The sequence below is a fragment of the Loktanella fryxellensis genome (assembly GCF_900110065.1).
Classification (GTDB): domain Bacteria; phylum Pseudomonadota; class Alphaproteobacteria; order Rhodobacterales; family Rhodobacteraceae; genus Loktanella; species Loktanella fryxellensis.
In genome coordinates, this window is record NZ_FOCI01000013.1 from 14573 (window position 1) to 40074 (window position 25502).

A 25502-nucleotide genomic window follows, 5' to 3' on the forward strand; every position below is an offset into this window, starting at 1 on the left:
CCCGCGTCACCGCCGCCCGCCTGCGGCGCTGACGGCGACCCAGGCGATCGCCATCAGCACGCCCAGCGTCAGAATCCACGCCAGCGACGGACTGACGCCGGTGACGGCCAGCACGCGGCCCACAGCATAGACCAGCGTATAGACGGCCAGTGCGCCCAGCACGAACGTCCGCATCGGGTCCAGCGGCACGCCGCAGGCGCGCACGATGCCCCAGAACACCACCACGGCGATCATCGGCGTGGTATAGGTCGTGGGCGGCAACGCGGTGGCATAGGTGATGTCGCCTTCCGGGATCATCACGGTCAGCGCGGCGAAGGCCGCCAGCGCCGCCGCCACGCAGGCCACGGCCCAGATCAGGATCAGGCGACGTGTGGATACGCTCATGTCGGGGTCACTCGAACTCCAGGATCACGTCGTCGACGGCCAGACTGTCGCCCGCCTTGGCATTGACCTTGGCGACCACGCCGCGCCGTTCGGCCCGCAGGATGTTCTCCATCTTCATCGCCTCGACTGTGCACAGGGTCTGCCCCTCCTGCACCTCGTCGCCCACAGCCACGTCGACGCGCACGATCAGACCCGGCATCGGACACAGCAGCAACCGCGAGGTATCGGCAGGCACCTTCTCCGGCATCAGCCGCGCCAGTTCCGCCTGACGCGGGCTGCGCACATGCACCTTCAGGTCCGCGCCCCGGTGCCGCACGCGGTAGCCGCCGGGAATGCGGGTGGCCTTGAACACCAGCGGCGCGCCGTCCACCACCAGCCGCACCAGCGGCTGGCCCGGCAACCAGTCGCCGCTGACGCGCAGGGTGCGCCCGCCGATGGTCACGTCAGACCAGGACTTGTCCGCGCTCGCCACGACCGTGTCCAGCGACAGGCCCTGCAGCGCCACGTTCCAGTCCGCGCCGACATGGCGTTCGTGGTTGTCCATGCGCCCGGAGATGCGCGTGCGACGGATCTCGCTGATCCGGTGCATCGCGGTCGCGGCGGCGGCGATGCGCTCCAGCGTCTCGTGCGGCAGCGCGACCCCGTCGAAGCCGTCGGGAAATTCCTCGGCGATGAAGGCGGTGGTCATGTCGCCGCTGGTGAACTTCGGATGGTCCATCACGGCAGCGAGGAACGGCAGGTTGTGCCCGATCCCCTCCAGCTCGAACCCGTCGAGCGCCAGACGCATCTCCTCGATGGCCGCTGCCCGCGTGGGCGCCCATGTGCACAGCTTGGCGATCATCGGGTCATAGAACATGCTGATCTCGCCGCCCTCGAAGACGCCGGTGTCGTTGCGCACGGCGCGGGTGGGCGTCGCCTCCTCGACGGGCGGACGATAGCGGGTCAGCCGCCCGATCGACGGCAGGAACCCGCGATAGGGGTCCTCGGCATACAAGCGGCTCTCGATGGCCCAGCCGTTGATCTTCAGATCGTCTTGGGCAAACGGCAGCTTCTCGCCCGCCGCGACACGGATCATCTGTTCCACAAGGTCGATGCCGGTGATCAGCTCGGTCACCGGATGCTCCACCTGCAACCGGGTGTTCATCTCGAGGAAGTAGAAGTTCCGCTCACCATCCACGATGAACTCGACCGTGCCCGCGCTGGTGTAACCCACCGCCTGCGCGAGCGCGACCGACTGCGCCCCCATGGCGGCACGGGTCGCCGCGTCAAGGAACGGGCTCGGCGCCTCTTCGATGACCTTCTGGTTGCGGCGCTGGATCGAACACTCCCGCTCGTGCAGGTAGACCGCATTGCCGTGACCGTCGGCCAGCACCTGAATCTCGATATGGCGCGGCTGGGTGACGAACTTCTCGATGAAGATGCGGTCGTCGCCGAAACTCGCCGCCGCCTCGTTCTTGGACGACTGGAAGCCTTCGCGGACCTCGTCCTCCTTCCACGCGATGCGCATGCCCTTGCCGCCGCCGCCGGCGCTGGCCTTGATCATCACCGGATAGCCGATCTGCCCCGCGATGCGGATCGCCTCGTCCGCGTCGGCGATCAGGCCCATGTGACCGGGCACCGTGCTGACGCCCGCCGCCTGCGCCAGCTTCTTGGACGTGATCTTGTCGCCCATCGCCTCGATCGCCTTCACGGGCGGACCGATGAACGCGACGCCCGCCGCCTCCAGCGCCTGCGCGAACTTGGGGTTCTCGGACAGAAAGCCATAGCCCGGATGCACCGCCTCCGCCCCCGTCTGGCGCACGGCGTCCATGATGCGGTCGATCACGATATAGGACTGGTTCGCGGGGCTGGGGCCGATGTGCACCGCCTCGTCCGCCATGCGCACGTGCAGGGCGTTGCGGTCCGCGTCGGAATAGACCGCCACGGTGGCGATCCCCATGCGGCGGGCCGTCTTGATGACGCGGCAGGCGATTTCGCCACGGTTGGCGATCAGGATCTTCTTGAACATAGCTCAGCCCTTTGAACGCAAAATCGCCGCCGGGGACGGACCCCGACGGCGAAGGATGGTGGTCGTTGGCGCCCGGCGGGCGCCGCGTGACTTAGCGGGCCGGGCGGCAGATGCCGGCGTCGTCGCACAGCAGGCCAGCGGCCACACCGGCGATGGCCGTCGCGGTCGGATCGGTACCCAGCACTTCTGCTGCGACCAGACCGCCGCCGGCGCCGATGACGCCACGCTCCAGATCGGTGTCGCCCACGCCTGCACAGGCGGACAGGGCCAGAGCGGCGACGGGTGCGAGGATCCAAGAAGTCTTGAACATGTGATGTTCCTTTTGTTGAGGTTCAGGATGCACCCTACGTCGCCTGTGTGATCGGACGACTCAAGTACGAATGAGGTCAAAAGGCGCTTTGCCGCCGAAAAGTTCCAGCAAAAACGACTGCTATCCGATAACACCGGACCCAGAGCCGTCCTGCGGCGCGACATGCCGCGAAAAGCCGTTCCGTAAGACGCAGTCCCGGTCGAACGCCGGCCTGCGGGCAGCGGTCCGCATCCGCAGGCAGCAGCGCGCCGGTCCGCGCGACCTGCGATCTGGTCCCCCGCGGGGACCGCGATCTGCCCGCGGGCGACGGTCATGCAAAGATCTCGGGAAAGCTCATCTGCGCGCGCGCGGCGTCGATTCGCAGCAGCGCGTCATAGCTTTCGGGATCGAAGGGATCCTCCGCCGCGACCACCTCGCGTCCGAACAGCCAGCTCAGCCGCCCAGCGTCGAGGTTGCCGCGCACGAAGGGCTCTTCGCCGAAGTGCTGCCACAGCGCCAGCATGAAGCCCGCATCCGCCTTGCGGTCTGCGGGCCTGCGGTCGGCATAGCGTTCGCGCGCGACCAGTTTGGTGGCGCCGTCCTTGTGGGCGTGCCGGATCACGAACTGATAGTCGGTGCCGGTCAACCGCCCCGGAAAGCCGCGATGCTTCTCCATCATGCGGCCCCCCCAATGACTGACGCGATGTCAGTGGATCGCTGCGATCCCGGCGGCATCGGTGGCCGTGGGGTTGAGTTGGGCCTGACCGCGCGACCCGCTGACGGCGATGACCGCCATGAGGGCGAGGACGCTGAAAATCTTGATTCCGTTCGACATGTGCCTGATCTGCCTGCCTGATGTGGCCTGCGTTGATCGCAGGTCCGCATGATGTGCCGGGGCGCACGGTTCATTGTCCCCGCGTCATGCATATCAGCGAAATCCGACAGCGCCAGACGGCTGCGACGTGCCGCGCCGCAGCGTGGCAGGATTGCACCGAAGACGCGGCGGATCGCCGCCACTTGATCGTCACCCATCAGAAATCCTCCCAGATGCAGGCGGCGTCCTGCAGCCGAAATGGCTGAAAGAACTGCGTCACCGCGGGGTCGTATTCGCCAAAATCGACGGGCTGGTCCGACAGGGACATCACCACGTCGCCGCTGGTCCAGCCTTGGCTCTGCAGTGCAGGCACGATGACCGCGTCGCACAGATATTGCAGGTCGTCCACCACGTCGCCGAATGTGACGGCGTCCGGCCCTTCGGCAATCGCGGGTGCGATGAACCGGAACCGCGCCGTCTGCGCCTCCGCTTCCAGGATCACGTCGTCCAAGGCAACCGACAGGCCGGAGGGCACGTCGATCTGCTGGGCCACCAGTGGACCCGCAGCGCCGACGACAACCATGACGCACAAGACCTGCACCGCGCAGGCCCGCATCATCTTGCCGAAAATACTCCGGGGGGCTGGCCCCCTGGCACGGTCTGCGGCGTCACAGCGGAATGTTGTCATGCTTCTTCCACGGGTTCTGCAACGACTTGCCGCGCAGGCTTGCGAAGGCGCGACAGACGCGGGCGCGGGTCGAGCGGGGCAGGATCACCTCGTCGATGAACCCCTTGCTGGCCGCGACGAAGGGATTGGCGAAACGGTCCTCGTATTCCCGCGTCAGCGCCGCAATGTCGTCGGCACTCTTGCCGCGGTGGATGATCTCGGTCGCGCCCTTGGCCCCCATCACCGCGATCTCCGCCGTGGGCCAGGCATAGTTGAAATCGCCGCGCAGGTGCTTGGACGCCATCACGTCGTATGCCCCGCCGTAAGCCTTGCGGGTGATGACCGTGACCTTCGGCACCGTCGCCTCGCCATAGGCGAACAGCAGCTTCGCACCATGCTTGATAACGCCGCCGTATTCCTGTGACGTGCCCGGCAGGAAGCCCGGCACATCCACCAGCGTCAGGATCGGGATCTCGAAAGCGTCGCAGAACCGCACGAACCTTGCGGCCTTGCGCGAGCTTTCGATGTCGAGGCAGCCCGCAAGCACCATCGGCTGGTTCGCCACGACACCCACGGTCGAACCGCCCATCCGCACGAACCCGGTCAGGATGTTGCGCGCGAAATCCGCCTGAATCTCGTAGAAGTCGCCCTCGTCCGCCAGTGACAGGATCAGTTCCTTCATGTCGTAGGGCGTGTTGGCGTTGTCGGGTATCAGCGTGTCGAGGCTGTCGCACACCCGGTTCACGTCGTCGAAGAAGGGCCGCGTCGGCACCGTCTTGCGGTTGTTTAGCGGCAAAAAGTCGATCAGGCGGCGACACTCGGCCAGCGCCTCCACGTCGTTGTCGAACGCGCCGTCGGCCACGCTGGATTTCCTGGTGTGCGTGGTGGCACCGCCCAACTCCTCGGCGGTGACGACTTCGTTCGTGACGGTCTTCACCACGTCGGGCCCCGTGACGAACATGTAGGACGTGTCGCGCACCATGAAGATGAAGTCGGTCATGGCGGGCGAATAGACCGCACCACCCGCGCAGGGCCCCATGATCAGGCTGATCTGCGGCACCACGCCCGACGCCATGATGTTGCGCTGGAACACCTCGGCATAGCCCGCCAGTGACGCGACGCCCTCCTGAATCCGCGCACCGCCGGAATCGTTGATGCCGATGACAGGCGCGCCGTTCTGCATCGCCATGTCCATGATCTTGCAGATCTTCTGCGCGTGGGTTTCCGACAGCGATCCGCCGAACACGGTGAAATCCTGCGAAAACACATAGACCATGCGACCGTTGACGGTGCCCCAGCCCGTCACCACCCCGTCGCCCAGCGGCGTGCTGTCCTGCATCCCGAAGTCGATGGCGCGATGCGTGACGAAGGCGTCGAATTCCTCGAAACTGCCCGCGTCCAGCAGCAGGTCGATGCGTTCGCGTGCGGTCAGCTTGCCCTTGGCGTGCTGCGCGTCGATCCGTGCCTGACCGCCGCCCAGTTGCGCATCGGCCTGACGGGCCGCCAGTGCGTCCAGATGATCCTTCATGGTGCCTCCCCCCGGTGCCCTGCCGCGCGGCGGTGGGCCTTTTGCGGGGATCATAGGTGTGGCATCGGTGCAGGTGAAGGCCGAATGCGCGAAATTCCCCACTGTCTTGTCAACAAGTTTTCCAAGCCTGTCCGCGCCTTGGCCGGCACGGTGATCGTTAGCGCAACCGCGGCGCTGGGCCCCCTGCCGGCAGATCGGTGCCAAATTGCACAGGTCACCGGGCAATTATGGCCGATGGACACCGCCGCTGCGGCCCGTAGCGTGCGCCGATGACAACAGCCCCCCAGATCCGGTTCTTCGACCGCACCACGCCGCCGCATGTCGCCACCCTCGTGCTGCTTGCGGGGATTCCGGCGCTGAACATGTCGATCTTCCTGCCGTCGCTGACGCGCATGGCGGACTTCTTTCAGACCGACTATGCCACGATGCAGTTCGCCGTGTCCGGCTATCTCGCGGCAACGGCGGTGCTGCAGATCATCGTGGGGCCGCTGTCGGACCGGTTCGGGCGCAGGCGTCTGATGCTGGTATCGCTGGTCGTGTTCATCGCGGCCACCATCGGCGCGCTGTTCAGCACCAGCATCGCGGCCTTCCTCGGCTTCCGCATCCTGCAGGCTGTCGTGGCGACCGGCATCGTCCTAAGCCGGGCCATCGTGCGCGACATCTATCCACCGGACGAGAGCGCGTCCAAGATCGGCTACGTCACGATGGGCATGGCGGTGATCCCGATGATCGGCCCGACCATCGGGGGCATCCTCGATCAGGCGTTCGGCTGGCAGTCGTCCTTCGTGTTCCTGTCGCTGGCGGGGGCGCTGGTGTTCGTCTTCGTCCTGTTCGATCAGGGCGAGACGGGCCAGCCCGGCGGCATCACCTTCGCGGATCAGCTCAAGGGCTATCCCGACCTGCTGCGCGCGCCCCGGTTCTGGGGCTATGCGCTGTGCGCGGCCTTCGCCTCGGGGTCGTTTTTTGCCTTCCTCGGCGGGGCGGCCTTCGTCGCCGACACGATCTATGGGCTGTCGCCGATGCTGACCGGTGCGGCACTGGGCGCGCCGGCGATCGGCTATGCGCTGGGCAACTTCCTGACCGGACGCTACGCGGTCCGCTACGGCATCGACCGCATGACCGTCGTGGGATGCATCATCGGCATCGCGGGGCTGGCCGTGTCGCTGGCCCTGTCGGTGGCAGGCTACAATTCGGCCTGGCTCTTCTTCGGCTTCAGCACCTGCCTTGGCCTTGGCAACGGGCTGACCCTGCCCAATGCCACGGCGGGCCTGCTCAGCGTGCGACCCCATCTGGCGGGTACGGCCAGCGGTCTGGGCGGGGCCTTGATGATCGGCGGCGGTGCGGCCCTGTCGCAGTTCGCCGGCACGTTGCTGGATGTCGAAAGCGGAACCGTGGCCCTGCAGGCGCTGATGCTGGTCAGCATGGTGCTGGGCCTTGCGTCGATCATGGTCGTCCTGTGGCGCAGCCGCCAGCTTGCACGGCGCAGGAAAGCCTAGCGGCGGGCCGGTCGCCAGCCTGCCGCCACAGCCTCCTGCGGCGAGCAGAACCACCGCTCGCCTCGGTCCACGTCGATCTGCGTGTCGTCGTAAAAGGCCTGACCGGGACTGTGATAGATCCGGCCATTGCCGCTGATGTTGCCCTTGATCGCGCATGATCCGGGTGTGGCGTCGGTCGCTGCACCGGCTGCGCGCACTGCGGCGGGGTCCTGCATCTCGGTCGCCCACAGGCCTGCCCGGCTGGCACGTGCGCGATCCTCTTCGCCGACATAGGCCGTGCTGTAGCGGCGGTAGGCCAGCGCATAGCCTGCCGCCACCATGCGCCGCCCCAGATCGCCGTCCACGGTCCGGCACTGGGCCACGGTCCGGCCATAGCGGTCCACGTCGACCGCGGTGCAGGCCAAGTCGTGACCGTCCGTCATCGCCCGCAGCGCGGCGCTGGCGACGTCGCCGCAGGCCAGGGTGTCGCCATGTGGCGTCAGGCACAGTTGTGCGGATTCAGGCGCATCGATGCCGTGCATGCGGATCGTCACGTCGGCGATCTGCAGGGTGTCGCCGTCGACGACACGCGCCGGACCCCGGATCTCGGCCTGAAGGGCAGATCCAGAAATTAGTAAACAAATGATTAAGAACCGATGCATGACCCCAAGATGATGGCGAAATGTGGCAAGGAAAGGGCTGAGTGTCACTTGCATGGCGCAGATTTGCATCTATTGCCGGATGCCTGCCACGCCGACCGCGTGCAGTTCGCTGCGCCATCGCCGAATCGCTAACGGCTGGCACACCGCCGGGGACGGTGGGCGGGGCGCCTCGGTTGCACGGCTGCCGACAGCGCCGGACAGCGCCGGACCTGACGTGAGGCATGACTTTACCCGCCCGTGATCTTGCGTCAGGTCTGCCCCATGACGATCCGCACCCCATTCGCCGACCCGCCCGCCCCCGGTTGCGCCGTGACAGTCGCCCCCGGCGTGCTGTGGATGCGCATGGCGCTGCCAATGGCCCTCGACCACGTCAACGTCTATGCGCTGGACGATGGCTGCGGCTGGACCCTGATCGACACCGGCTTCGACACGCCCGCCACACGCGCGGCATGGCAGACCCTGCTGGCGGGTCCCTTGGCCGGGCGGCCGGTGACCCGGCTGATCGTCACCCACCACCACCCCGACCACGTCGGGCTGGCGGGCTGGTTCGTGGCACAGGGTGCCGCGCTGTGGATGTCGCGCACCGCCTGGCTGATGGCCCGGATGCTGACGCTGGACGTGCAGGCGACGGCGACCCCTGCCCAGATCGCCTTCTGGCAGCGCGCCGGCATGGATGCGGCCATCCTCGACCAGCGGCGCACCGCGCGGCCCTTCAACTTTGCCGACTGCGTGCATCCCATGCCGCTGGGCTTTAACCGCCTGTGCGAAGGCGACACGATCCGCATGGGCGGGCGCACCTGGGACATCCGCATGGGCGACGGTCATGCGCCGGAACACGCCACGTTCTGGTCGCGCGACGACGATCTGGTGATCGGCGGCGATCAGCTTCTGCTGTCGATTAGCCCCAACCTCGGCGTCTATCCGACGGAACCAGACGCCGACCCGGTGGGCGACTGGATCGCCAGTTGTACCCGGTTCCAGTCCCACGCCCGTGCCGATCAGCTGATCCTAGGCGGTCACAAGTTGCCTTACACCGGCCTGCCGCAGCGGCTGATACAGATGATCGACAACCACCACGCAGCCCTCGACCGGCTTGCGCTGCACCTGGACGTGCCACGCGCTGCCGGCGACTGCTTTGCCCCGCTGTTCAAACGCCCCATCGGCGCCGACACCTACGGTCTGGCCCTGGTCGAGGCGGTGGCCCACCTGAACCACCTTCACCGCACAGGCCGCGCGACCCGCACGCTGGGGCCGGACAACGCATGGACTTTTCAGGCGATCCGGTGACGCCGCCTGACCTGCAGGACGGCATGGTGTAGTAATGCCGCCGCCTGCGCCGGGGGCGTCGCCCCACGATCCGGGCAAGCGCGGTGTCATCGGTCAGGTGCAGGACAAACCCGGCAAGCCGGATACCGACGACCGCAGCGTTCTGCGCAGCCATCCGGCAGGGGGGCAGCGATCCTGTCGCGGACCGGAGCAGTCGCCGATGTGGTCGCGCCCCGCGACCGCTGCACGGCATCCGACGGGGATTGCATCGACGCGCGGCGCGCCGCCGTGTCGCACCCTGCACTGGCGCAGACGTGACGGCGGGCACCCTCCGCTTGGGCGTGACAGGCCATGCGCAATGGTCTAACAGGTCGCCAAGCCCGCGCGAAAGGATACCCCATGGCAGACCACCACACCCACGGCGAGATGGACACGACGGAGCAGGAAAAGACCTACGACAGCTTCATCTGGTTCGTGTCCCGCGGCACCATCGCCATCATCGTGTTCCTGATCTTCCTCGCGCTCGTCGGCGCCTGATGATCTCTCGACGCGCGGTGTTGCTGGGTCTGCCGCTGGTCGCGGCAGGCTGCAGCGCGCCGCAGACCTCATCTCCGCCTGAGATGATTGCGCAGAACCGCTATGCCGGCCCCGGCCCGCGGGTGCTGTCGCTGTTCACCATGCGCAACACATCCAGCGACGGCGGCGCCCACAGCAGCCTGCTGATCGACGCGCCCAGCCAGCGGATCATCTTCGATCCCGCCGGCAGTTTCCGCCATTCCACCATCGCGGAACGCAACGACGTCCTGTTCGGCGTCACGCCGGAGGTCGAGGCCTACTACATCAGCTATCACGCGCGCGAGACGTTCTACGTGCTCCAGCAGACCGTGACCGTCGGCGATGCGGTGGCCGAACAGGCGGCCAGCCTGGCCTTGGCCAACGGCCCCGTGGCGCAGTCGTTCTGCGCCCGCGCGACATCGCGGCTGCTGCGCCAGCTGCCGGGCTTCGGCAGCGTGCCGCAGACGCTGTTTCCCAATGCCCTCGCCACCGGCTTCGGCCGCCTGCCCGGCGTGACGGAACGCACCTGGCGCGAGGATGATCCCGACAACAAGGCCCTCGCGCTGGCCGAAATCGCGATGCAGCTGCGCTAGTGCAGCAGCTGCGCTAACCCAACAGCGCCGCGACGCCGAGCCCGGCATAGAGGGCCATGAACCCCGCGACGATCGACCAGATCACCGCCCGCGTCCACAGGCCCACCGCCAGCGCCACACCCGCCGCGATCAGGCGCACCGCGTCGGGATCACCGCCCGTGGCCGCAGGCCACAGCACCAGCGGCGCGACCAGCCCCGGCAACACCGCCACGGGCGTATAGCGCAGCAGCCGCATCACCAGATCGGGCATCGGGCGATTGCCGATCAGCCCGACGAACGAAAACCGGATCAGAAACGTCCCGACGGCCAGGATCGCGATGATCGCCCAGATCTCGCCCGTGCCATACCCGGTCATGTCCGCTTCTCCACCAGCACACCCACGGCCATGGCGCAGGCGGACGCGATCAGCAGGCCGGTGCCCGCGGGCAATCCGTTCAGCACCAATGCCACGACCGCAGACGTGCCCGCCGCGGCCAGATGCGGCAACGACCGCAGCATCGGCGCCACCATCGCCAGGAACGTGATCGGCAGCGCGAAATCCAGCGCCGCCGCGGGCGGGATCGCGGTCCCCGCCAGCGCACCCACCGCCGTCATCGCGCACCACACCGGCGTGATCGGCGTGGCGACCCCCATGAAATAGTCGAACCGGTCACGGATGCTCATCGCCGGCTGTGCGTCATAGGCGGTGATGCTGGCCAGATAGGTCTGGTCGAACAGCGTATAGGCCACGACGGCGCGTTGCCACAGCGGTGCCGTCCCCAGATAGGGCGCCAGAGACGCAGAATACATCGCCATCCGCAGGTTCACCGCAAGCGCCGCCAGCAACACCAGCGCGATGCCCGCCTGATCCACCATCATCTGCAACGCTGCGAACTGCGATCCACCCGCGATCACCAGCACGGAAAAACCCATCGCCTGCGCCAGCGTCAACCCCGCTTCGGTCGCAGCCACGCCGAACAGCAGCGAAAACGGCACGACCACGAGGATGAAGGGACCACCCGCCCGCACACCTTGCCAATAAACGGATTTCGAGGTGGCAGCGGGCATGGCGATGGCCTAGTTTCGGTGGCGTGACCCGGCTGACCTATCCCCCGCGCACAGGATTGACAATTGGCCACCTCATGCCCCGACGACGCCCACCGCGGCACCCCTGCCCCGCGCGAAACGGCCGCCTCCATCGCGCTCCCCGCCTCCATCGCGCTCCCCGCCTCCATCGCGCCCCCCGCCCCCATCGCGACCCCCGCCCCCATCGCGACCCCCGCCCCCGTCGCATACCCCGACCAGCGGCCCGCCCGGCTGCCACAGCCGACACAGGTCGCCACACAGGACCTCGCCACTTCCCCACGGCAGCATCGCACGACACGTTCCCCGGCTTCTTCTGGTCCCAAATATCCCGGGGGGCGGCGCAGCCGCGGGGGCAGCGCCCCCTCCACCCTGACGCCAATGCACCTCGTCCGGCACAGGTGGACCCCGTCGCGCCCACCGGCGCCGCTTGTCTGGCTCACGTCGACCGAAGCGCCGGACAGCACAGACTTCGCCACCCGGTTTCATGTGATGCCTCGGTCGGGATCGGCCCCTGTCAGCGGCGGTCTTTCGCTGCGTACCCTCCCGATCCTGCATCGCCAACAAGGCCCGTCTTCCGCATGAAGATCTTCGGCATCACCGGCTTCAAGAACGCGGGCAAGACCACCCTGATGGAACGCCTCGTGCAAGAGATCGTCGCGCGTGGCCTGACCGTGTCGACTGTCAAGCACGCCCACCACGACGCCGACATCGACCACCCCGGCAAGGACAGCCACCGTCACCGCGCGGCGGGTGCGTCGCAGGTGATCCTGTCCACCCCCACCCGGTGGGCGCTGATGACCGAACTGCGCGGCGCCGCCGAACCGTCGCTCGCGACGCTGCTGACACAGCTCGCCGCCGTCGATCTGGTGCTGGTCGAAGGCTACAAACGCGACCCCCACCCCAAGATCGAGGTGCACCGCAGCGCCGCCGGCCACGCCCTGATCGCACCGGACGATCCCACGATCGTGGCCATAGCCTGCGACACGCCCGTGCGGACGGACAGGCTGCAATTGCCGCTCGACGACACCGCCGCCATCGCCGACCTCATCCTGTCGCAGACGGGCCTGCTGCAAACGGCCCCTCTCCAAACGGGCGATCTGCCGCGTCCGCAACCCGCGACCGTACCACCATCCCCCGCCCAACCGTTCGACACGGTGATCGCGGTGGACTGGTCCGGTGGCAACGACAAGGGGCCCACCCCCAAGCCTGACGCGATCTGGACCTGCATCGCGCGGGCAGGCGTCGCCGAGACACCCGCCTATCACCGCAACCGGCAAGTGGCCGAAGGCTGGCTCACCGCGACCCTCGCCACTGAGCAGGCCGCGGGCCGCCGCACGCTGGCGGTGTTCGACCTGTGCTTCGGCTATCCCTCAGGCTTCGGAACTGTACTGACCGGCAGCGACGATCCCCTCGCGCTGTGGGACTGGTTCGCCGCCCGGGTCACCGACACCCCCACCGCCAACAACCGTTTCGCCCTTGCCGGACAGATCAACGCCCGCTTTCCGGGGATCGGCCCGTTCTGGGGCAACGGCCGCCCGCATCACGACGTGGATCACCTGCCGCGCAAGGGGCTGGACCGCACTGCGCACGGCTTGCCGGAACACCGCGCCACCGACATGGCAGCCAAGGGCGCCTTCTCGCCCTGGCAACTTTCGGGCGCCGGAGCCGTCGGCAGCCAGGTCATCATGGGGCTGCCGATGCTGTCGCGCCTGCGCCACCACTTCGGCGCCGCCCTGTCCGTCTGGCCGTTCCAGCCCGCCGACACCCCCCTCGTGCTGGCCGAAACCTATTTCTCGCTGCTGCCAAAGGCGTGGCTGACCGATCACCCGATCCGCGACGCGGCGCAGGTCTCGCTCTATGCCCGCGCCCTGTCCGCCCTCACGCAGGACCAATGGACAGAATTGCTTGCGATCGCCCCCTCGTCCGAGGGGTGGGTGCTCGGCCTCGGCCACACCGCGACCCTGACCGACGCGCTCGCCCGCCGATGACCGTCCGGATCGCCATCGGCCTGACCGAGGCGCAACGCGCCGCCGCCGCCGCCCTCTATTGGGAAGCGTTCGGTGCCAAGCTCGGCCCCGTCCTCGGCCCATCCGCCCGTGCGCTGGACTTCGTCGCAGCCGCCATCGACCCCAGCCACGTGATCGCGGCCACCGATGCGCAGGACCGCCTCGTGGGCGTGATCGGCTTCAAGACCCACCGCAGCGCCTTCGTCGCGGGCTGCCTTCCCGTCATGGCCGCCAGCTATGGCTGGCCGGGTGCGCTGTGGCGCACGGGGCTGCTTAATTTGCTGGCGCGCGATACGGAAACCACGTGCCTGCTGACCGACGGCCTCGCCGTTGCCGCCCATGCCCGCGGTCAGGGCATCGGCACCGCCCTGATCGCAGCCCTCGCGGCAGAGGCGCACCGCCGCCACTATCCCGCGCTGCGCCTCGACGTGATCGACACCAACCCCCGCGCGCAGGCCCTTTATGCGCGCCTTGGTTTCCGCGCGGTCAAGACCACCCCCATCGGCCCGCTGCGTCACATCTTCGGCTACCGCCACACGATCACGATGACGCGCCCCACCTGACTGGCGTGACGGGCCATCGTCGTCCCGCCTCGTCCTGCACCGGCGACCTCTGCCCACGAACAGCGCCCGGCCACGCCCCCCGGTCCCCCGTTCTTCTGGTCGCAAATATCCCGGGGTGCGGGGCAGCGCCCCGCGACGGTCGCTACCCGGCCCCGATCAGCGCGCCCGCCGCGAACACCAGCGCCCCGCCCACCACGACCTGAAACGCCGCCCGCAGGAACGGCGTCTGCATGTAGCGGTTCTGGATCCACGCGATTGCCCACAACTCGACGAAGACCACGATCATGGCGATCACCGTCGCCGTCCAGAAATCCGGGATCAGATAAGGCAGCGCATGGCCAAGGCCGCCCACCGTGGTCATGACCCCGGCCGCAATGCCGCGCTTGACCGGCGACCCGCGGCCAGAGATCGCGCCGTCGTCCGACGCCGCCTCCGTGAACCCCATCGAGATGCCCGCCCCGATGCTGGCCGCGAGCCCCACCAGCAGCGTCGTGTGCGTGTCCTGCGTCGCGAATGCGGTGGCAAAGATCGGCGCCAGCGTGCTGACCGATCCGTCCATCAACCCCGCCAGCCCCGGATGCACCCACGTCAGCACGAACTGCCGATGCGCCGCCTCCGCTTCGCCCGTTCCCGCCGCCTGCACCCCTGCCGTCAGCGCATCGGCGGTGGCCACATGACCTGCCTCGGCCCGTGCCAGATCGCCCAGCAACGCCCGCGAGGCGGCATCCGATGTGGCCTGCGCCGCGCGGTGATAGAACTGCGCCGCGTCACGCTCCATCTGGCCTGCGGCGGCGCGGATCTTCTCGAGCCCCAGATTGGCGGTCAGCCAGACGGGGTTGCGCGCGTAAAAGCCCGACACATGCTCGCGCCGGATCAGGGGGATCACGTCGCCGAAGCGCGCCCGGTGCAGGTCGATCAGGCGGATGCGGTGCTGATCCTCCTCCACCGCCATGCCGTCGAACAGCGCGGCACTGGCCGGATAATCGCTGCGCAGCATCTGCGCATAGCTGCGATAGATGCGCCCATCGTCCTCCTCCGACGAGATCGCCAGCGCCAGAACCTCCTGCTCGGACAGATCGGCAAAGCGGCGACGGCTTGCAAACCCTGGAATCATGGCGCGGCTCCTGACTTAGAATGATTCCTAGTTACGCCGTTCGTGCCGCTGCGCAAGTCCGCGTGGCGTCAGTCCAGTCGACGCACGTCCAGATGGTTGCTGCCCGCCCGCTGCGTCACCTGAAACCGCCCGGTCTTGCGCAGCAGATCGCTCAGCTTGGCGCTGCCATAGGTGCGCGGATCGAACTCCGGGTTCGCACTGACCAGGTATTGTCCCAGCTGCCCCATGGAATACCAGTCGCCGTCGGGATCGATGCTGTTCATGGCAGAAATCACCAGCGGCACCACCTTGCTCGGCTGCTCCTTGGTGTTGGCCTCGGGCACCACCGGCGCGCGTGCCGGCGCGACCTCGGCACCGCCCGTGGGCGCGGCCGGCGCCACCTCGACCAGATCGCCGCCCAGGTTCTCGACGAAGATGAACCGCTTGCAGGCCCGCCGGAAGGCGTCCGGCGTCTTCTTCTGCCCGATGCCATAGACATCCAGACCCTGTTCGCGGATGCGGCTGGCCAGAGAGGTGAAGTCGCTGTCCGAGCTGACCAGCACGAAGCCTGCGAACCGCCCGGTGTGGAGCAGGTCCATCGCGTCGATCACGAGTGCTATGTCGCTGCTGTTCTTGCCGGTGGTATAGGCGGGTGACTGCTGCGGGTTCAGCCCGTGCTCCAGCAGGATGCGGTTCCACCCCCCCAGTTGCGGCGAGGCGAAATCACCGTAGATCCGCCGCACCGACGCCTCGCCGAAACTCGCGATCTCCTCGAAGATGGCGGCGGCGAACTTGGGGCTGGTGTTGTCGGCATCGATCAGCACGGCCAGCAGCGGGCGACGTTCGGGCATGGGGCGGTGTCCTTTGCGGTTTCACCGGCTCTACCGCAGACCTCGCCTCCACGCCACCCCGGCGCGGTCCACGAGGCGATGGCCGCACAAAGGCGATCCACCCGCATCGCCCGCCGCCGTGCCCCGTTCTTCTGAACGCAAATATTCCGGGGGTCGGGGGCTGGCCCCTCGCACGCTGCAACCCGCAAACCCTGCAATGGCCGGACGCTGCAACACCCGGACGCCGCAGCTTCCGAATGCTGCGCCACCGGCACATCGCCCCTTGCCACCTCGCCCCACCGCCAACCAGTCGACCGCGGCCCCGCCGCCGCCCAACACCCCAGTCGCCGCCGTCCCCCGTTCTTCTGGTCGGAAATATCCCGGGGGTCGGGGGGCTGGCCCCCCGGGATTGCATCGCATGCGGTCAGTAGATCACCACACCCCGGATGCTCTCGCCGTGGTGCATCAGGTCGAACCCCTTGTTAATGTCCTCCAGCGGCATGGTGTGGGTGATCATCGGATCGATCTCGATCTTGCCCTGCATGTACCAGTCCACGATCTTGGGCACGTCGGTGCGCCCACGGGCACCGCCGAACGCGGTGCCGCGCCACGACCGCCCGGTGACAAGCTGGAACGGTCGCGTGCTGATCTCGGCACCTGCGGGGGCCACGCCGATGATGATGCTTTCGCCCCAGCCCTTGTGGGCCGATTCCAGTGCCGTGCGCATGACGTTCACGTTGCCCGTCGCGTCAAAGGTATAGTCCGCCCCGCCGCGCGTCAGTTCCACCAGATGCCCGACCAGATCGCCGGTCACCTCCTTGGGGTTGACGAAATCGGTCATGCCGAACCGCTTGCCCATGGTCACCCGCTCGGGGTTGATGTCCACGCCCACGATCTGGCTGGCCCCCGCCATGCGCAGACCCTGAATGACGTTCAGGCCAATCCCGCCCAGACCGAACACGATGGCGCGGCAGCCGTATTCCGCCTTGGCCGTGTTGATCACCGCACCGATGCCGGTCGTGACGCCGCAGCCGATGTAGCAGACCTTGTCGAACGGCGCGTCGGGCCGGATCTTGGCCAGCGCGATCTCCGGCAGGACCGTGTGGTTGGCAAAGGTCGAGCAGCCCATGTAATGCAGGATCGGCGTCCCATCGAGCATCGAGAAGCGCGAGGTCCCGTCGGGCATCACGCCGCGGCCCTGGGTCGTGCGGATCTTCTGGCACAGGTTCGTCTTGGGGTGCAGGCAATACTCGCACTCGCGGCATTCGGGGGTATAGAGCGGGATGACGTGATCGCCGGGCTTCAGACTGGTGACGCCCTCGCCCACCTCCAGCACCACGCCTGCGCCCTCGTGACCAAGGATCGCGGGAAACGCGCCTTCGGGATCGTCGCCGGACAGGGTGAAGGCGTCGGTGTGGCACAGGCCGGTTGCCTTGATCTCCACCAGCACCTCGCCTGCGCGGGGACCATCGAGGTTCACTTCCATGATTTCGAGGGGCTGGCCGGCCTTCAGGGCCACGGCTGCACGGGTTCGCATGGGATCGCCTTTCGAGGGGGAAAATGTCCCGTGCAGGTTCGGCGAAATCCGACCCGAGTGCAAGGCGGTGGCTTGCCAAGCGACCGGCCCCGGCGCAATCATCGCCGCATGAAACACCTTATCCTGATCCTGCCGCTGCTGGCGGCCTGCACGCCCGTACCGGGCACCACCCCCATCCCCGCACCCGGTGGCCCGGATACCTGCGGTGCGGCGGATTATGCCGACCTCGTCGGCCTTTCGCTGGCAGCGACGACGCTGCCGGTCGGCCTGAACATGCGCGTGACACAGCCCGGCGACATGGTGACGATGGATTTCGCCCCCGACCGCCTGAACATCCGCGTGGACGAGGCGGGCCTCATCACCAGCGTGACATGCGGCTGACCGGACGACACAGGGGGCGGCTGATCTGGCTGGCCCCGCTGGCCTTGGCCGCCTGCGGCGCTGCCGTCCCGTCCCCGCCGCCCGCGGCACCGGGCGCACAACCCGTCGCGGCAGGGACCGTGCCGACAGGTCCGGGCGTCGAAAACTCCTGCGGGGCCGGCCGACACGCCAGCCTTTTGGGCAAGGATGCGACTGTTCTGGAACGGGTGCTCATCATGGCGCCGGTGCAGGTGTTGCGGCCGGGTGGCATCGCCGCACAGGATTTCATCCCGGACCGCATCAATTTCATCATCGGGGCCGACAACCGCATCACCGCCATCACCTGCGGCTGATCCCCTTGATTTGTGCCGATCCGGTGCGCAAGTCTGTCACATGACACTTCTGACCCCACCCCCGTTCATCGCGGGCCCGGACGACCGCGTGTCGTTCCACCGGACCGAACTCGGGCCGATCCTGACGCTTTATGGCCGGATGGTCGCGGCGGGCGAATGGCGCGACTACGGCATTTCGAGCTTGCGCGACCTCGCGGTGTTCAGCGTGTTCCGCCGGACGGCCGAAAACCCGATTTACCGGATTGAAAAGCGGCCCAAGCTGCGCCTGAAACAAGGGCAGTATGCGGTCGTGGCGATGGACGGCCAGATCCTGAAACGCGGCAACGACCTGCCCGCCGTGCTGCGGGTTCTGGACCGCAAGCTGATCCGCTCCGTGGACTAAGGGCGGCGTCTGGACCCGTTCAACGACGCCGTCATACAACGCCGCATCCCGCCCTCGGCCGCGCCGCCCGTGCTCAGCCGTCCAGCCCCGGTATCCGGCGGCGCGACGTGACCTCGCTGGCATCCGTGGTGCGGATCCGCAGGATCGCCGTGGCGATGGGTTCATAGGTGACGGCCATCGCGTGACCGTTGGCGTGGATCAGCGTGTCCGCATCCACCATCATCCCCACATGACCGCGCCAGAACACCAGATCACCGCGCATCAGCGGCGCATCGGGGGCCAGCGGCACACCCAGCGCCGCCTCCTGCAAGTCCGCATCCCCCGGACAGGCGATGTCGCAGGCCCCCAGCGCCGCGGCGATCAGGCCGGAACAATCGATCCCCCGCGTGCTGTTCCCGCCCCACAGGTAAGGCACGCCGAAATGCAACTGCGCCACGGTGGCGGGGCTGGCGAAGGGCCGGTCCAGCGGCCGCAGATGCCGCTTCGGCACGAACCCCTGCGGCGTCTGATAGAAATGCCGCCGCTCGTCCACGACCTGCACCCGCGCGCCAAAGGGCAGCGCCATCACGTCCGGCGATTTCAGATCCGCGTCGCAGTAGGCGTGCGTGGCAAAGGTGCCGACGCGGTGCGTGGTCCCCACGCCTGCGACCAGCGCGGCACTGGGCACATACCCCACATAGCCGTCGGCACAGCGGATGAACGCCCAGCCGTCGCGGTCCTCCAGCACCAGAACGCCCTGCCCCAGCAGCACCTGCCTGTCGCGGCGACTGGCAGGCGCGGTGGCGGGTGCCGTCATCAGGTCGGTAACGGGCCGCGACAGCACGGCCTCCACTCCGTCCACCGCCAGCAGACCCGGCACGTCACCCATGCCGCGCCACGCCACGCGGGCGTTGGCAGCGGTCAACCGGCGGTCCGTCACCGCGACAGCCCCAGCAGGTCGGGCAGCGCATCGAGGATCGCACGCGCCCCGATCCCCGCCCCGCCCTTGGGCCGGGCGGGTTTGCTGATCGGCGTCCAGCCGTAGATGTCGAAATGGATGTAGGGCTTGTCCGTGAAGCGCCGCAGGAACAGCGCCGCCGTGATCGCCCCCGCCATGCCCCCACCGGGCGCGTTGTCCAGATCCGCGATCCCCGGCTCGATCATCTCCTCATAGGGGTCGTGGAACGGCAGGCGCCAGACCGGATCGGCCACGCGGGCGGCAGCGGCGGTCAGGGCCGCCGCGTGGCCGTCGTCGTCCGTAAAGAACGGTGCGATGTCGGGCCCCAGCGCCACCCGCGCCGCCCCCGTCAGCGTCGCCATCGAGATCACGAGGTCGGTGTCGCCCTCGCAGGCCAGCGCCAGCGCATCGGCCAGCACGAGGCGGCCTTCCGCGTCGGTGTTGTTGATCTCGACCGTCAGCCCCTTGCGGCTGGTCAGGATATCCTGCGGACGGAACGCGTCGGCGGAGATGCTGTTTTCCACCGCCGGGATCAGCACGCGCAGACGCAGGGGCAGGTTCAGCGCCATGATCATCTGCGCCAGACCCAGCACCGTGGCCGCCCCGCCCATGTCCTTCTTCATCAGCCCCATGCTGCTGCCGGGCTTGATGTTCAGCCCGCCGGTGTCGAAACACACGCCCTTGCCGACCAGCGTCAGATGTGGCCCGGTGTGGCCCCAGTTCATCTCGATCAGGCGCGGCGCACTGGCACTGGCGCGACCGACCGCGTGGATCAGGGGAAAGTTTGCGGCGATCAGATCGTCGCCCACCGTCACCGTGCAATCGGCCCCATGGGCTTGCGCCAGCGCCTGTGCGGCATCGGCCAGATCGGCGGGGCCCATGTCGTTGGTGGGCGTGTTTATCAGGTCGCGGGTCAGCGCCTCGCCGTCCGCGATCGCCTGCAGGCGCGCGGCACCGACGTCATTTGGCGCAACCAGACGGGCGGCTGCGGGGCGCGGCGCGCCATAGCGGGCGAAATCATAGCTTTCCATCAGCCAGCCGAGGGCCGTTTCAGCCTGCGCAGGTCCGGTCAGCCCAGATGCAATGGCATAAGTGCCGGGTGGCAGGCGACGGGCAGCGGGGGCCACGACGAAGCGGCTGCGCCGACGCTGCGCGGCACTGCCCTGCCCGACCAGCGCCATGGCGATGCCACCGCCCTCGCCGGGGACGACCAGCGTGGTCCCGGCGGCGGCGGTGAACCCGCACGCCGCGGCCCAGGACCGGGCACCGGCGGGGATGGCGGCAAGGTCGTCCGCATCGATGACGTGCAGCGGAATGGCGGCACTGTCGGCGGCGGCGAACGTGGCGATGTGGGGGGATGGGGGTGTCTGGCGGGTCATGTCGGCGGGGGGTCCATTCTAGATCCCCGCAAGCCTAACGGTCTGGTCGGTGACGGCAAGGGTCGGTCGGTGGGTGCTAGACGGTGCGGATGTCCCAGATCTGGCTGATCGCCAGATCAAAGCCACGCTCCAGACGCGACAGCGTCGCCTCCAGTGCGACGCTGTCGGTCTGGCGGGCGCAGTCGGCGACGTGTCGGGCGGCGGTCACGACCTCGGTCAGACCGATGCCCAGCGCGATGACGGCCATGCGGTCGGACTGCCGCGCCAGATCGGCAAAGCCCGCGATGCTGCGCAGATCCTGCAACCGGTTCAGGCGAATCGCCAGATCCTCGAGCGCCTGGCAGATCGTCTCCTCGGCGGCGCGTTCACCGAGATCGCGATAGATCTGGGACAATGGCCCCGGATCGATCACGGGATTGCGGATACATTCGAGAACGGTCACGGTGTTCATGGGCGGCCCCTGTGAAAGCTGCTGGCGATGGGACCTTCTAGGGTCGGCGTGGTCACCATTTCATTGATGCAAGTCTGCGAAATCCCTCGAAGACCGCTCAAATGCCGCCTAATATCGCGACAAATCCGAAGGAAACGATCCATCATGCGAGATGACACGCAGCACGCCCTTTGCCACGTCAAGCCGCTGCCCGACTATCTGGTGAAGCGCTATCACGGCTGGCGGGCGACCACCTATACCGAGAACCGCAGCTGGTATCGCAGGTTGGCCGACGGCGGGCAGCATCCGCGTGCGATGGTGATCTCGTGCTGCGACAGCCGGGTGCACGTCACGTCCATCTTCGGCGCGGATCAGGGAGAGTTCTTCATCCACCGCAACATCGCGGCGCTGGTCCCGCCGTTCGCGGCGGACGGCAAGCAACACGGCACGTCGGCCACGGTGGAATACGCGGTGACAGCGCTGAAGGTGGCGCATGTCGTCGTGTTGGGCCATTCGTCCTGCGGCGGCGTTCAGGGATGCCTGAGCATGTGCGACGGCCACGCGCCGGAGCTGGAGGAGGAGACGAGCTTCGTCGGACGCTGGATGGACATCCTGCGGCCCGGCTACGCCCGCCTGCCTGCGGGGTCGGACGCCGAGCGGCTGCGCGCGCTGGAGAAGGAAGCGGTCATCGTCAGCCTGCAGAACCTGATGACCTTCCCCTTCATCGCGTCGGCGGTCGAGGATGGCGCCCTGACCCTGCACGGGCTGTGGCATGACATCGGCGAAGGCGCGCTCGAGGCTTACGTGCCGGAACAGGGGCGCTTTTCGCTCATCTGACCCGGCCCTGCCTGTGGCACGTTTTTGCCACAGGCAGGGCTTGTCGCCCGCAAAGGCTGGGCAAACGCGGGCGCGCCTCCTACCTGCGCCACATTGCGGGCGGACCGCACAAGAGGTGAAGCGTGGATTACGTCTATATCGTGGCCGGTTTGATCGGCCTGTTCCTGGGTGGCGAGGCGCTGGTGCGCGGCAGCGTCGGCATCGCCAAGCGGCTGGGGATGTCGTCCCTGCTGATCGGCCTGACGGTGGTGGGGTTCGGCACCTCGACGCCGGAACTGCTGGTCTCGGTGCAGGCGGCACTGGCCGGATCGCCGGCCATCGCCATCGGCAACATCGTGGGGTCGAACATCGCCAACATCCTGCTGATCGCGGGTCTGACCAGCCTCGTCTGGCCGATCCGCGTGTCGGGCAGCACGCTGAAGCGCGACCTGTCGGTGATGCTGACGGCGGTGATCGTGCTCGTCCCGATCTTCATGACCGGGCAGATCGGGCGGCTGACCGGCCTGCTTTTGCTGGCATCTCTGATCGGCTACCTCGTATGGGCCTATCTGCAGCCGGGCGACGCACCGGAGGACGAGGTCGGCGATGCTGCCCCGAAATCCATCCCCGTCTCGGTCTTGTGGGTGGTGGGCGGCCTCGTGGTGCTGATCTTCGGCGCCCGGTTCCTCGTGACTGGGGCCACCAACGTGGCCCGCGACTTCGGCCTGTCGGAGGCGTTCATCGGCCTGACCATCGTGGCGGTCGGCACGTCTTTGCCGGAACTTGCGACCTCGATCATCGCGGCGTTCCGCAAGCAGTCGGAAATCGCCATCGGCAACATCGTGGGCTCCAACATCTTCAACGTGCTGGGCATCCTCGGCGTGACGGCGATCATCGCGCCGATCCCGGTCGAGGCGCGATTCCTGTCGTTCGACCTTCCGGTGATGATCACGGCGGTGGTGCTGTTCGCGGTGCTGCTGCTGACGCGACCCGTTATCGGCCGCGTGATCGGCGTGGGCCTGCTGGTGGCCTACGTGGCCTACGTGTATTTCGCGCAGTAAGGCACCGTCCTCACACACGAAAGGCGGGCCAATCGGCCCGCCTTTTTTCTTGGCCTCAGATGAAGATCAGCCTTTCTTCAGGCACTCGCGGCCCAGCAGTTCGGCGATCTGCACGGCGTTCAGGGCTGCACCCTTGCGCAGGTTGTCGGACACGACCCACAGGCTGATGCCGTTGTCGACGGTGCTGTCGTCGCGGATGCGGCTGACGAAGGTCGCATAGTCGCCCACGCATTCGATGGGCGTGACGTAGCCACCGTCCTCGCGCTTGTCGATCACCATGATGCCGGGGGACTCCCGCAGGATGTCGCGCGCCTCGTCGGCGTCCAGCGGGTTCTCGAACTCGATGTTCACCGCCTCGGAGTGGCCGACGAAGACCGGCACGCGCACGCAGGTCGCCGTCAGCTTGATCGCAGGGTCAAGGATCTTCTTGGTCTCGGCGACCATCTTCCACTCTTCCTTGGTCTCACCGGAATCGAGGAACACGTCGATGTGCGGGATCACGTTGAATGCGATCTGCTTGGTGAACTTGGTCGCGGGCTTGCTGTCGGTGGGGTTGTAGATCGACTTCGTCTGATCCCACAGCTCGTCCATGCCTTCCTTGCCCGCACCGGACACGGACTGATAGGTGGCGACCACGACGCGCTTGACCGTGGCGCGGTCGTGCAGCGGCTTCAGCGCCACCACAAGCTGTGCGGTCGAACAGTTGGGGTTGGCGATGATGTTCTTCTTGGCATAGCCGTGGACCGCCTGCGGGTTCACCTCTGGCACGATCAGCGGCACGTCGGGGTCGTAGCGATAGAGCGACGAGTTGTCGATCACGACGCAGCCTGCGGCGGCGGCCTTGGGGGCATAGGTCTTGGTCGCGTCGGATCCCACGGCGAACAGCGCGATGTCCCAGCCGGTGAAGTCGAAGGTGTCCAGATCGGTCGTCTTGAGGGTGCGGTCGCCGAAGCTCACTTCGGTGCCCAGCGAACGGCGGCTGGCGAGTGCGGCGATCTCATCCACGGGGAACTCGCGCTCCGCCAGGATGTTCAGCATTTCGTGGCCCACGTTGCCCGTGGCGCCGACGACGACGATTCTGTAACCCATCTGATTGGTTCCTTTTCCAGACCGTGCGGGTCTTACGCGCTTGGGCGCGGGAGGGAAAGGCCCGCCACGGTGTCAGTCGGTGCGGTCCTGCGCCGCAAGATAGGCCAGCGTGCCAAGCGCCAACACCAGCGCGAAGCTGCCGAAGACGAGGGTATAGGACAGCGCGGGCGTCGTGCCGAGGCGGGAGATCGGACCGGTGACGGTCTGCATCAGCCCGGCCCCGCCGATGCCGAAGAGATTCATCAGCGTGACGCCCCGCCCCGTCAGATGCGCCGGGATGAACGCACGGGCATGGGCGATGATCATGCCATAGCCCGATGCGGCAAAGCCCACGACGGCGAGCAGCACGGTCGCCCACCCCAGTCCTGCGGGAGCCAGCGCGAGCGCAATCAAGGCCACTAAGCCCAACACGTTGCCGCCGAAGATCACCCATTTGCGCGTGCCCAGCAGCCGATCGAGCGGACCGTAGGCAAAGCTGCCTGCCACCATCGCCAGCCCCATCACCAGCGTGACGCGCCCGATGGTGGCCGTGTCGGCATCAAAGATGTCGGCGACGTAAGGCCCCGCCCACAGCCCCCGCACACCGGCGGCGGGCGCATAGCTGACCAGCATGACCGCGAACAGCGGCCACAGCGCGCGGATGCGCAGCACGTCCAGCACCGATCCGGGTTGTGTCGTGCCCGCCCGCGCAGGGTCGCGCACCCAGACGGCGATGCCGCCGGCCACCGCCAGCGACACCACGGCCAGCGCCAGCAGCGTCGGCCGCCAGCCCCACGCAGCGACCGCGGCAGCCAGCGGCGCGCTGCCCGCGATGTTCCCGAGAGAGCCGAGGCCGATGGTCGCCGTCGCCAACGTGGCGAACAGCGCGGGGGGAAACTGGCGCGCGAAGATGAAGTAGCAGGCCATCAGCACCGGCGCGCAGCCGATGCCCAGCAGCGCCATCGCCAGATGGATGTGCAGCGGCGTCTGCGCAAAAGCGAAGGCCAGCGCCCCGCCCGCCCCGCCAACCGCGAACAGGACCGCCGTGGTCCAGCGCGGCCCAGTGCGGTCCAGCGCCGCCCCCACCGGGATCTGCATGGCCGCGAACACCAGAAACCAGATGCCCGACGCCGTCGCCAGATCCTGCGCCGTGGCCCCCACGTCGGTCGCCAGGACCGGGGCCAGCACCGGCAGGAACGCGCGGTAGAACTGCGACAACCCGTAGGACAGGGCAAGGACGACGAGGCCGGGGATCATGTAGGGTGCCTTGGTAGGTGTTTGGCGGTGGTGCCATGCGGCACAGACCTGCGCAAGGTTGCGGACCTTTCTGGGGCGCTGCCCCAGACCCCGGGATATTTTTGACCAGAAGAACGAGGGGCAT

At 67.7% G+C, this 25502-nt stretch carries 29 protein-coding genes; 11 read left to right on the forward strand and 18 right to left on the reverse strand.

Features of this window, described 5'->3' with window-relative positions; genetic code table 11:
- Window positions 1–6: 6 nt before the first annotated feature.
- The 7 genes from BMX16_RS10910 to BMX16_RS10935 all read right to left on the reverse strand — a co-directional run bounded on the left by BMX16_RS10910 (window position 7) and on the right by BMX16_RS10935 (window position 5690).
- Window positions 7–384: a hypothetical protein gene (locus tag BMX16_RS10910; RefSeq protein WP_089903119.1), complete on the reverse strand. Its 378-nt coding sequence runs from the start codon at window positions 382–384 to the stop codon at window positions 7–9.
- 7 nt (window positions 385–391) lie between these two features.
- On the reverse strand, window positions 392–2392 hold the full coding sequence (locus tag BMX16_RS10915) for an acetyl-CoA carboxylase biotin carboxylase subunit (protein ID WP_089903122.1): 2001 nt from the start codon (window positions 2390–2392) through the stop codon (window positions 392–394).
- A gap of 91 nt (window positions 2393–2483) precedes the next feature.
- Entirely contained in the window at window positions 2484–2702 is a 219-nt protein-coding gene (locus BMX16_RS10920; protein WP_089903125.1) for a hypothetical protein, read from the reverse strand.
- A 310-nt stretch (window positions 2703–3012) separates the two neighbouring features.
- The gene (locus BMX16_RS10925) at window positions 3013–3357 is read right to left on the reverse strand and encodes a hypothetical protein (RefSeq protein WP_089903390.1); all 345 of its coding nucleotides are present in this window, start codon (window positions 3355–3357) and stop codon (window positions 3013–3015) included.
- Window positions 3358–3387: 30 nt separating this feature from the next.
- Window positions 3388–3516 carry a hypothetical protein gene (locus tag BMX16_RS18200; protein ID WP_281242596.1) on the reverse strand — a complete coding sequence of 43 codons (129 nt, stop codon included), beginning with the start codon at window positions 3514–3516 and terminating at the stop codon, window positions 3388–3390.
- A gap of 196 nt (window positions 3517–3712) precedes the next feature.
- On the reverse strand, window positions 3713–4078 hold the full coding sequence (locus tag BMX16_RS10930; protein WP_143058017.1) for a DUF6497 family protein: 366 nt from the start codon (window positions 4076–4078) through the stop codon (window positions 3713–3715).
- 85 nt (window positions 4079–4163) lie between these two features.
- Window positions 4164–5690 (reverse strand): acyl-CoA carboxylase subunit beta, encoded by a 1527-nt coding sequence (locus tag BMX16_RS10935; RefSeq protein WP_089903130.1) that lies wholly within the window; start codon window positions 5688–5690, stop codon window positions 4164–4166.
- A gap of 269 nt (window positions 5691–5959) precedes the next feature.
- On the opposite strand from BMX16_RS10935, the gene BMX16_RS10940 reads away from it, so the two are divergent.
- The gene (locus BMX16_RS10940; RefSeq protein WP_089903133.1) at window positions 5960–7186 is read left to right on the forward strand and encodes a multidrug effflux MFS transporter; all 1227 of its coding nucleotides are present in this window, start codon (window positions 5960–5962) and stop codon (window positions 7184–7186) included.
- Here BMX16_RS10940 and BMX16_RS10945 read toward each other — a convergent pair.
- Window positions 7183–7719, reverse strand: coding sequence for a thermonuclease family protein (locus tag BMX16_RS10945; RefSeq protein ID WP_245731488.1), 537 nt, complete (start codon window positions 7717–7719; stop codon window positions 7183–7185). The two genes, BMX16_RS10940 and BMX16_RS10945, sit on opposite strands and share 4 nt — an antisense overlap.
- A gap of 369 nt (window positions 7720–8088) precedes the next feature.
- Between BMX16_RS10945 and BMX16_RS10950 the strand changes: the two genes are divergently transcribed.
- The 3 genes from BMX16_RS10950 (at window position 8089) to BMX16_RS10960 (ending at window position 10241) form a co-directional block, all read left to right on the forward strand.
- Window positions 8089–9114, forward strand: a complete 1026-nt coding sequence (locus BMX16_RS10950) for an MBL fold metallo-hydrolase (RefSeq protein WP_089903393.1) — start codon at window positions 8089–8091, stop codon at window positions 9112–9114.
- 378 nt (window positions 9115–9492) lie between these two features.
- The gene (locus BMX16_RS10955) at window positions 9493–9630 is read left to right on the forward strand and encodes an aa3-type cytochrome c oxidase subunit IV (RefSeq protein WP_089903139.1); all 138 of its coding nucleotides are present in this window, start codon (window positions 9493–9495) and stop codon (window positions 9628–9630) included.
- Window positions 9630–10241 (forward strand): hypothetical protein, encoded by a 612-nt coding sequence (locus tag BMX16_RS10960; RefSeq protein WP_342707818.1) that lies wholly within the window; start codon window positions 9630–9632, stop codon window positions 10239–10241. Before BMX16_RS10955 ends, BMX16_RS10960 begins: the two co-directional genes overlap by 1 nt.
- A 13-nt stretch (window positions 10242–10254) precedes the next feature.
- On the opposite strand, the gene BMX16_RS10965 is transcribed toward BMX16_RS10960, so the two are convergent.
- Both BMX16_RS10965 and BMX16_RS10970 read right to left on the reverse strand, forming a co-directional pair.
- On the reverse strand, window positions 10255–10596 hold the full coding sequence (locus tag BMX16_RS10965; RefSeq protein WP_089903143.1) for an AzlD domain-containing protein: 342 nt from the start codon (window positions 10594–10596) through the stop codon (window positions 10255–10257).
- Window positions 10593–11288 carry an AzlC family ABC transporter permease gene (locus tag BMX16_RS10970; protein WP_089903146.1) on the reverse strand — a complete coding sequence of 232 codons (696 nt, stop codon included), beginning with the start codon at window positions 11286–11288 and terminating at the stop codon, window positions 10593–10595. Before BMX16_RS10970 ends, BMX16_RS10965 begins: the two co-directional genes overlap by 4 nt.
- 596 nt (window positions 11289–11884) lie before the next feature.
- Between BMX16_RS10970 and mobB the strand changes: the two genes are divergently transcribed.
- Both mobB and BMX16_RS10985 read left to right on the forward strand, forming a co-directional pair.
- Window positions 11885–13294, forward strand: a complete 1410-nt coding sequence (mobB, locus tag BMX16_RS10980; RefSeq protein ID WP_089903152.1) for a molybdopterin-guanine dinucleotide biosynthesis protein B — start codon at window positions 11885–11887, stop codon at window positions 13292–13294.
- On the forward strand, window positions 13291–13875 hold the full coding sequence (locus BMX16_RS10985; RefSeq protein WP_089903155.1) for a GNAT family N-acetyltransferase: 585 nt from the start codon (window positions 13291–13293) through the stop codon (window positions 13873–13875). The genes mobB and BMX16_RS10985 overlap by 4 nt, the downstream gene beginning before the upstream one ends.
- A gap of 142 nt (window positions 13876–14017) precedes the next feature.
- On the opposite strand, the gene mbfA is transcribed toward BMX16_RS10985, so the two are convergent.
- The 3 genes from mbfA to BMX16_RS11000 form a co-directional block, all read right to left on the reverse strand.
- Entirely contained in the window at window positions 14018–14989 is a 972-nt protein-coding gene (gene mbfA, locus BMX16_RS10990; protein WP_089903157.1) for an iron exporter MbfA, read from the reverse strand.
- 68 nt (window positions 14990–15057) lie between these two features.
- Window positions 15058–15819 carry an NYN domain-containing protein gene (locus BMX16_RS10995; RefSeq protein ID WP_089903160.1) on the reverse strand — a complete coding sequence of 254 codons (762 nt, stop codon included), beginning with the start codon at window positions 15817–15819 and terminating at the stop codon, window positions 15058–15060.
- Between the two features lie 403 nt (window positions 15820–16222).
- Window positions 16223–17335 (reverse strand): S-(hydroxymethyl)glutathione dehydrogenase/class III alcohol dehydrogenase, encoded by a 1113-nt coding sequence (locus BMX16_RS11000; protein WP_089903163.1) that lies wholly within the window; start codon window positions 17333–17335, stop codon window positions 16223–16225.
- A gap of 108 nt (window positions 17336–17443) precedes the next feature.
- Between BMX16_RS11000 and BMX16_RS11005 the strand changes: the two genes are divergently transcribed.
- Genes BMX16_RS11005 through BMX16_RS11015 form a run of 3 tightly spaced genes read left to right on the forward strand, consistent with a single transcriptional unit; the run spans window position 17444 to window position 18430 of the window.
- Window positions 17444–17716 (forward strand): I78 family peptidase inhibitor, encoded by a 273-nt coding sequence (locus tag BMX16_RS11005; protein WP_089903166.1) that lies wholly within the window; start codon window positions 17444–17446, stop codon window positions 17714–17716.
- Window positions 17707–18048, forward strand: a complete 342-nt coding sequence (locus BMX16_RS11010) for an I78 family peptidase inhibitor (RefSeq protein ID WP_089903170.1) — start codon at window positions 17707–17709, stop codon at window positions 18046–18048. The genes BMX16_RS11005 and BMX16_RS11010 overlap by 10 nt, the downstream gene beginning before the upstream one ends.
- Before the next feature lie 40 nt (window positions 18049–18088).
- Window positions 18089–18430, forward strand: a complete 342-nt coding sequence (locus tag BMX16_RS11015; protein ID WP_089903173.1) for a DUF2794 domain-containing protein — start codon at window positions 18089–18091, stop codon at window positions 18428–18430.
- A 73-nt stretch (window positions 18431–18503) separates the two neighbouring features.
- Here BMX16_RS11015 and BMX16_RS11020 read toward each other — a convergent pair whose 3' ends face one another.
- The 3 genes from BMX16_RS11020 to BMX16_RS11030 form a co-directional block, all read right to left on the reverse strand.
- Window positions 18504–19349: a C40 family peptidase gene (locus BMX16_RS11020; protein WP_089903177.1), complete on the reverse strand. Its 846-nt coding sequence runs from the start codon at window positions 19347–19349 to the stop codon at window positions 18504–18506.
- The gene (locus BMX16_RS11025; protein WP_089903180.1) at window positions 19346–20746 is read right to left on the reverse strand and encodes a leucyl aminopeptidase family protein; all 1401 of its coding nucleotides are present in this window, start codon (window positions 20744–20746) and stop codon (window positions 19346–19348) included. Before BMX16_RS11025 ends, BMX16_RS11020 begins: the two co-directional genes overlap by 4 nt.
- Window positions 20747–20822: 76 nt before the next feature.
- On the reverse strand, window positions 20823–21197 hold the full coding sequence (locus BMX16_RS11030) for a hypothetical protein (RefSeq protein WP_089903183.1): 375 nt from the start codon (window positions 21195–21197) through the stop codon (window positions 20823–20825).
- A gap of 144 nt (window positions 21198–21341) precedes the next feature.
- Between BMX16_RS11030 and BMX16_RS11035 the strand changes: the two genes are divergently transcribed.
- Both BMX16_RS11035 and BMX16_RS11040 read left to right on the forward strand, forming a co-directional pair.
- Complete coding sequence (locus tag BMX16_RS11035) at window positions 21342–22013, forward strand: carbonic anhydrase (RefSeq protein WP_089903186.1); 672 nt, start codon at window positions 21342–21344, stop codon at window positions 22011–22013.
- A 122-nt stretch (window positions 22014–22135) separates the two neighbouring features.
- Window positions 22136–23053, forward strand: coding sequence for a calcium/sodium antiporter (locus BMX16_RS11040; protein ID WP_089903188.1), 918 nt, complete (start codon window positions 22136–22138; stop codon window positions 23051–23053).
- Between the two features lie 66 nt (window positions 23054–23119).
- Here BMX16_RS11040 and BMX16_RS11045 read toward each other — a convergent pair whose 3' ends face one another.
- Together BMX16_RS11045 and BMX16_RS11050 are read right to left on the reverse strand one after the other, a co-directional pair.
- The gene (locus BMX16_RS11045; RefSeq protein WP_089903191.1) at window positions 23120–24142 is read right to left on the reverse strand and encodes an aspartate-semialdehyde dehydrogenase; all 1023 of its coding nucleotides are present in this window, start codon (window positions 24140–24142) and stop codon (window positions 23120–23122) included.
- Window positions 24143–24214: 72 nt separating this feature from the next.
- On the reverse strand, window positions 24215–25378 hold the full coding sequence (locus BMX16_RS11050) for an MFS transporter (protein ID WP_089903194.1): 1164 nt from the start codon (window positions 25376–25378) through the stop codon (window positions 24215–24217).
- Between the last annotated feature and the right edge of the window lie 124 nt (window positions 25379–25502).

Excerpts from the sequence above, each read along its gene's own strand:
- BMX16_RS10910 (WP_089903119.1), bottom strand. The coding sequence starts at position 384 with ATGAGCGTATCCACACGTCGCCTGATCCTGATCTGGGCCGTGGCCTGC.
- BMX16_RS10915 (WP_089903122.1), bottom strand. The coding sequence starts at position 2,392 with ATGTTCAAGAAGATCCTGATCGCCAACCGTGGCGAAATCGCCTGCCGC.
- BMX16_RS10920 (WP_089903125.1), bottom strand. The coding sequence starts at position 2,702 with ATGTTCAAGACTTCTTGGATCCTCGCACCCGTCGCCGCTCTGGCCCTG.
- BMX16_RS10925 (WP_089903390.1), bottom strand. The coding sequence starts at position 3,357 with ATGGAGAAGCATCGCGGCTTTCCGGGGCGGTTGACCGGCACCGACTAT.
- BMX16_RS18200 (WP_281242596.1), bottom strand. The coding sequence starts at position 3,516 with ATGTCGAACGGAATCAAGATTTTCAGCGTCCTCGCCCTCATGGCGGTC.
- BMX16_RS10930 (WP_143058017.1), bottom strand. The coding sequence starts at position 4,078 with ATGGTTGTCGTCGGCGCTGCGGGTCCACTGGTGGCCCAGCAGATCGAC.
- BMX16_RS10935 (WP_089903130.1), bottom strand. The coding sequence starts at position 5,690 with ATGAAGGATCATCTGGACGCACTGGCGGCCCGTCAGGCCGATGCGCAA.
- BMX16_RS10940 (WP_089903133.1), top strand. The coding sequence starts at position 5,960 with ATGACAACAGCCCCCCAGATCCGGTTCTTCGACCGCACCACGCCGCCG.
- BMX16_RS10950 (WP_089903393.1), top strand. The coding sequence starts at position 8,089 with ATGACGATCCGCACCCCATTCGCCGACCCGCCCGCCCCCGGTTGCGCC.
- BMX16_RS10955 (WP_089903139.1), top strand. The coding sequence starts at position 9,493 with ATGGCAGACCACCACACCCACGGCGAGATGGACACGACGGAGCAGGAA.
- BMX16_RS10960 (WP_342707818.1), top strand. The coding sequence starts at position 9,630 with ATGATCTCTCGACGCGCGGTGTTGCTGGGTCTGCCGCTGGTCGCGGCA.
- BMX16_RS10965 (WP_089903143.1), bottom strand. The coding sequence starts at position 10,596 with ATGACCGGGTATGGCACGGGCGAGATCTGGGCGATCATCGCGATCCTG.
- BMX16_RS10970 (WP_089903146.1), bottom strand. The coding sequence starts at position 11,288 with ATGCCCGCTGCCACCTCGAAATCCGTTTATTGGCAAGGTGTGCGGGCG.
- mobB (WP_089903152.1), top strand. The coding sequence starts at position 11,885 with ATGAAGATCTTCGGCATCACCGGCTTCAAGAACGCGGGCAAGACCACC.
- BMX16_RS10985 (WP_089903155.1), top strand. The coding sequence starts at position 13,291 with ATGACCGTCCGGATCGCCATCGGCCTGACCGAGGCGCAACGCGCCGCC.
- mbfA (WP_089903157.1), bottom strand. The coding sequence starts at position 14,989 with ATGATTCCAGGGTTTGCAAGCCGTCGCCGCTTTGCCGATCTGTCCGAG.
- BMX16_RS10995 (WP_089903160.1), bottom strand. The coding sequence starts at position 15,819 with ATGCCCGAACGTCGCCCGCTGCTGGCCGTGCTGATCGATGCCGACAAC.
- BMX16_RS11000 (WP_089903163.1), bottom strand. The coding sequence starts at position 17,335 with ATGCGAACCCGTGCAGCCGTGGCCCTGAAGGCCGGCCAGCCCCTCGAA.
- BMX16_RS11005 (WP_089903166.1), top strand. The coding sequence starts at position 17,444 with ATGAAACACCTTATCCTGATCCTGCCGCTGCTGGCGGCCTGCACGCCC.
- BMX16_RS11010 (WP_089903170.1), top strand. The coding sequence starts at position 17,707 with ATGCGGCTGACCGGACGACACAGGGGGCGGCTGATCTGGCTGGCCCCG.
- BMX16_RS11015 (WP_089903173.1), top strand. The coding sequence starts at position 18,089 with ATGACACTTCTGACCCCACCCCCGTTCATCGCGGGCCCGGACGACCGC.
- BMX16_RS11025 (WP_089903180.1), bottom strand. The coding sequence starts at position 20,746 with ATGACCCGCCAGACACCCCCATCCCCCCACATCGCCACGTTCGCCGCC.
- BMX16_RS11030 (WP_089903183.1), bottom strand. The coding sequence starts at position 21,197 with ATGAACACCGTGACCGTTCTCGAATGTATCCGCAATCCCGTGATCGAT.
- BMX16_RS11035 (WP_089903186.1), top strand. The coding sequence starts at position 21,342 with ATGCGAGATGACACGCAGCACGCCCTTTGCCACGTCAAGCCGCTGCCC.
- BMX16_RS11045 (WP_089903191.1), bottom strand. The coding sequence starts at position 24,142 with ATGGGTTACAGAATCGTCGTCGTCGGCGCCACGGGCAACGTGGGCCAC.
- BMX16_RS11050 (WP_089903194.1), bottom strand. The coding sequence starts at position 25,378 with ATGATCCCCGGCCTCGTCGTCCTTGCCCTGTCCTACGGGTTGTCGCAG.